The 4418-nt window shown below is 69.0% G+C and carries 3 protein-coding genes and 1 pseudogene; 3 read left to right on the top strand and 1 reads right to left on the bottom strand.

All coding sequences use genetic code 11. From position 1 onward, the window contains the following. The first annotated feature begins 231 nt into the window (after positions 1-231). Positions 232-876: a hypothetical protein gene (locus ABZZ04_RS39220; RefSeq protein ID WP_356937019.1), complete on the top strand. Its 645-nt coding sequence runs from the start codon at positions 232-234 to the stop codon at positions 874-876. 88 nt (positions 877-964) lie between these two features. Further along, positions 965-1888: pseudogene (locus ABZZ04_RS39215) on the top strand (IS5 family transposase); the annotation flags it as partial. 397 nt (positions 1889-2285) lie between these two features. Here ABZZ04_RS39215 and ychF read toward each other — a convergent pair. Beyond that, positions 2286-3374 (bottom strand): redox-regulated ATPase YchF, encoded by a 1089-nt coding sequence (gene ychF / locus ABZZ04_RS39210; protein WP_356937018.1) that lies wholly within the window; start codon positions 3372-3374, stop codon positions 2286-2288. 390 nt (positions 3375-3764) lie between these two features. Between ychF and ABZZ04_RS39205 the strand changes: the two genes are divergently transcribed. Continuing rightward, complete coding sequence (locus ABZZ04_RS39205) at positions 3765-4334, top strand: DUF6542 domain-containing protein (RefSeq protein ID WP_356937020.1); 570 nt, start codon at positions 3765-3767, stop codon at positions 4332-4334. Positions 4335-4418 lie beyond the last annotated feature (84 nt).

Genomic DNA, 4418 nt, shown 5'->3' with positions numbered 1-4418 from the left:
AGCGAACTCCTCCAACCGACCCTGACACATGGCGAGTTCATCTGCCCTCATACCAGCAGGAAACCACCAAGCCGACCACTTGCCCAGAGACGTAACAAAGCCCTACTAGGGCCTGTCCGGCCGATCATGTGGCTGGTCCTGTACCGGTCTGATCCGGGAGGTCGGGAGGGACACAAGGAAGCGCCGGGCCGGAGGATTCTTGGCGCGCTGACCCTGGTAGAACAGTGACCGGTGGGTATCCAGGAGCGCGAGCGCAAGATGTACCGGCCGCTGCGGCGGGCCGGCCTCGAGGTGATCCCGGACGCCGTGCCAGACGGCACGATGCCGTTCGTCTTCGGATATCGCCCCGAGGACATTGTCGGCCGCTTCTCCCACCGGTACGAAACCCCACGGCTCGTCGAGCGTCTCAACGAGGACTGGTACGACCTGGCGGTCTCCTCCGGCCTTCTCGACCACCGGCGCGAGTTCCTCGTCCTGCTTCCCCACGGCACCCACACGCACCAAGCCGTCCTGCAGAAGCGGAGCCAGCCCTATGGCCGCCGTGCCGCACCGGAGGTCTGGACCCGGGCCCGGCTCTTGGACCGCTGGGACATCATGGGCCGGGGTGCGGCATCGGCGTTCCTCGGCATACGTGCGGGCCACCCGGGCTTCGGCATGATGGCGCTCGACAGCAGCGTGTACATCAGCTGCTCGACCGGCGAGGTCGGTGTCGACGTGGTCGCGGTGGCCCACCCGGCCCGCTCGGAGAACATCCTGCAGTACCTGGAATGGTACGCGAATTGGGACTATCCCCGCGCCGACAAGGAGTTGCAGAAGCGGGTCGCCGTCTGGCTCGCGGGCCGCGCACCTGGTGCCCTCAGCAGTTCCGACCGATGACCACGCGGCTCCCGGCGGCGAGGTCAGCAAGATTGCCGCCATCCAGCTGATCATGTGACTACTCCGTTGCCGAATCGTTCACGTGGTCATGGGGCGGGGTGACCTGACGGATGCCGAATGGGAACGGCTTCGGCTGTTCCTTCCATTCAGCAACGGTCGGTGCGGCCGGTGGCGGGATCACCGGCAGGTGATCAACGGCATTCTGCACCGGGTGCGGACCGGCGTTCAGTGGCGTGACCTGCCCGAACGGTTCGGTCCGTGGAAGACCGTCTATGAACGCCACCGCCTGTGGTCGGCCGACGGGACCTGGGAACGCCTGCTCCGGCAGGTCCAGGCCGAGGCCGACGCGGCCGGGGAGATCGGCTGGGACATCTCGGTCGACCCCACCGTCGTGCGTGCACATCAGCACGCCGCCGGCGCCCGCACCAATCCGCCGCCGACTCCCCGCCTCAAAGGGGGCCGCAGCAGTAGAACACCAGGGCGAGACACGGTGGCAGAGCCTCGTCGCCCACCTGGCGGAGGTGGTGCAGAAAGTGAGGGCCTGGGCCGCTCGCGGGGCGGGTTCACGACCAAGCTCCATCTGAGTGTGGACGGCCGCTGCCGCCCGCTGTCCCTGATCGTCACACCGGGGCAGCGGGCGGACTGCACGCAGTTCGAGTCGGTGTTGGAGAAGATCCGTGTCCCGAGGATCGGGCTGGGCAGGCCGCGGAAGAAGCCTGACAGCCTCGCGGCGGACAGGGCCTACAGCAACGGGCCGTGCCGTGAGTACCTGCGGCGCCGGGGCATCCGGCACGCCATCCCGGAGAAGATCGACAGCCATGCCGCCCGCCTGCGCAAAGGCTCACGAGGCGGACGGCCACCGGGCTTCGACGAGGAGCGGTACAAGAAGCGCAACACCGTCGAACGGGCCATCAACAGGCTCAAGCACGCCCGAGCTGTGGCCACCCGCTACGACAAGCGCGGCTACATCTTCCTCGGGACCGCGACTGCCGCAGCCCTCGTCATCTGGCTCCGCGCACGATCGGCCGGACAAGTCCTAAGAGAAGCCGACCATGAGTCCGCAAGCCCACTTCGGGTGGACGCTCCATGTCGAGCGAGTGCCGACCCCACATCGTCACGCACCAGCACGGCCAGAACGCCCCCAGGGCGGTTTCCATCCAGGGCCCCCGTAACTGCCGGAATGTGGAACGGTAGCCGAGTCGGGCTCAACGCCAAGTTGTGTCCCAGCACCGTCAGCCCATCCCCGTCCCAGCACGGTACGGATGACCAGGGATGACGACAGGTGACGAGGGGTCAGCTATCCCAGCACCATCCCAGCACGGGAAAAAACAAAGGGCCCGACTCCGAAGAGTCGGACCCCATCTGACCTGCACGTTTGCCAGATCAGCGACGTGGTGTTAAGTCAGCCGCTACACATTGAAGCGGAACTCGACCACGTCGCCGTCCTGCATCACGTACTCCTTGCCCTCCATGCGGGCCTTGCCCTTGGCGCGGGCCTCGGCGACCGAGCCGGTCTCGACCAGGTCCTCGAAGGAGATGATCTCCGCCTTGATGAAGCCCTTCTGGAAGTCGGTGTGGATCACACCGGCCGCCTCGGGGGCCGTGGCGCCCTTCTTGATCGTCCAGGCCCTGGCTTCCTTCGGACCCGCCGTGAGGTAGGTCTGCAGGCCCAGGGTGTCGAAGCCGACGCGGCCGAGGGTGGCCAGGCCGGGCTCTTCCTGGCCCATGGACTGGAGGAGTTCGAGGGCCTCCTCGTCGTCGAGCTCGATCAGCTCGGACTCGATCTTGGCGTTCAGGAAGATCGCCTCGGCGGGGGCGACCAGGGCACGCTGCTCGTTCTTGAAGTCCTCGTCGACCAGCTCGTCCTCGTCGACGTTGAAGACGTAGAGGAAGGGCTTGGTGGTCAGGAGGTGCAGCTCGTGGAGGAGCCTGCCCTTCTCGGTGCCCGCGGTGATGCCCGCGGCGAAGAGGGTCTGGCCGGACTCCAGGATCTTCTGGGCCTCCTCGACCGCGGCGAGGACCGCGACCTTGTCCTTCTGGAGGCGGGACTCCTTGGTGAGGCGCGGGACGGCCTTCTCGACCGACTGGAGGTCGGCGAGGATCAGCTCGGTGTTGATCGTCTCGATGTCGTCCTTGGGCGAGACCTTGCCGTCGACGTGGACGACGTTCTCGTCCTTGAACGCGCGGATGACCTGGCAGATCGCGTCGGACTCGCGGATGTTCGCCAGGAACTTGTTGCCCAGGCCCTCACCCTCCGAGGCGCCGCGGACGATGCCGGCGATGTCGACGAAGTCCACCGTGGCGGGGAGCAGCCGCTGGGAGCCGAAGATCTCCGCCAGCTTGTTCAGACGGGGGTCCGGGACGCCCACGACGCCGACGTTCGGCTCGATCGTGGCGAACGGGTAGTTGGCCGCCAGCACGTCGTTCTTGGTCAGGGCGTTGAACAGGGTCGACTTGCCGACATTCGGCAGACCGACGATTCCGATCGTGAGCGACACGTTGGCGACTTCCTGAGGAGTGAGGAGGTGGTGGAGCGGTTGCGGACCCGGTGGGCCGATTCTCCAGTTTACGGGCGAGCACGACCGGGCAGCCACGGGTCCGGCCGGGCGGGGAGGCAAGGGGGTCTCGGGGCGGGGAGGGGTGGATGGCACGGGGTCTCGGGGGCGGGACGGGTGAGGGGATGGTCGGTTCCCGTTCGGCCGTGTGGCATCGAACTCATCGCCTAGGTCGCCCAAAGCGCGTGTCCCGCACCCGCTTCCTCCCGCCCGGCGACCTACGTTGTCCCGGTGGAGCAGCACAGGACACGTCCCCCGCAGCGCAGGCAGGCCCAGCAGGCCCCGCTGTCCCCGCAGGGCACCATCGAGGAAACCGCGACCGTCTACCGGGTGATCAGGGCGCCCGAGGGGCGGTCCCGGCCGGTGCCGCCCGTCGTGCTCGCGCTGCGCAAGCTGCCCAACCCGCGGCTGACCGGCATCGGCGCGGGGCTCTTCGCCGCCGCCTCCATGCTCGTGCTGGGCTGTCTCGACCTGCTGCTCCTCGACGGTTCGCCGTTCGTGTTCGGGGCGCTGTTCCTGCCGGTCAGCGCGCTGACGGCGCTGTGGGTGCGGCCCGCGGACCTGGTGACCGCGCCGATCATCGTGCCGATCGCCTTCACCGTCGGCGTCATCCCGATCGCCGGTGGCACGGGCGGTTTCGGCGGCCGGACCATGGCGGTCGTCACGGCGCTCGCCGTGCACGCCGGATGGCTGTACGGCGGAACGCTCGTCGCCGGTGTCATCGCGACCGTACGGAAGGTACGGCTGATGCGGCAGCGGCAGCGGCGCCTGCTGCTCGCCGCCCAGACCGCGCGGCCGGCCCAGACCGCACGACCCGGCCAGGCGGCTGCGCGGACCGCACAGCCCCCGGCCCGGCCCCGGACCTCCCGGCCGGCGCAGACGCCCCGCCGCCCCCAGCGGTGACCGCCCCGCACCTGCTCGTCGGGGGGGGGGGGGGGGGGCGGCGGCGGGCCGGCGGGCGCCCGCGCGCGCGGGCGCCCGCCGGCC

Origin of the sequence: Streptomyces sp. NPDC006435, from assembly GCF_040612315.1 — a bacterium.
In the GTDB taxonomy this organism is placed as follows: Bacteria; Actinomycetota; Actinomycetes; order Streptomycetales; family Streptomycetaceae; genus Streptomyces.
The sequence above is the reverse complement of the archived record's forward strand: the minus strand, read 5'-3'. Positions and strand labels throughout refer to the sequence as shown.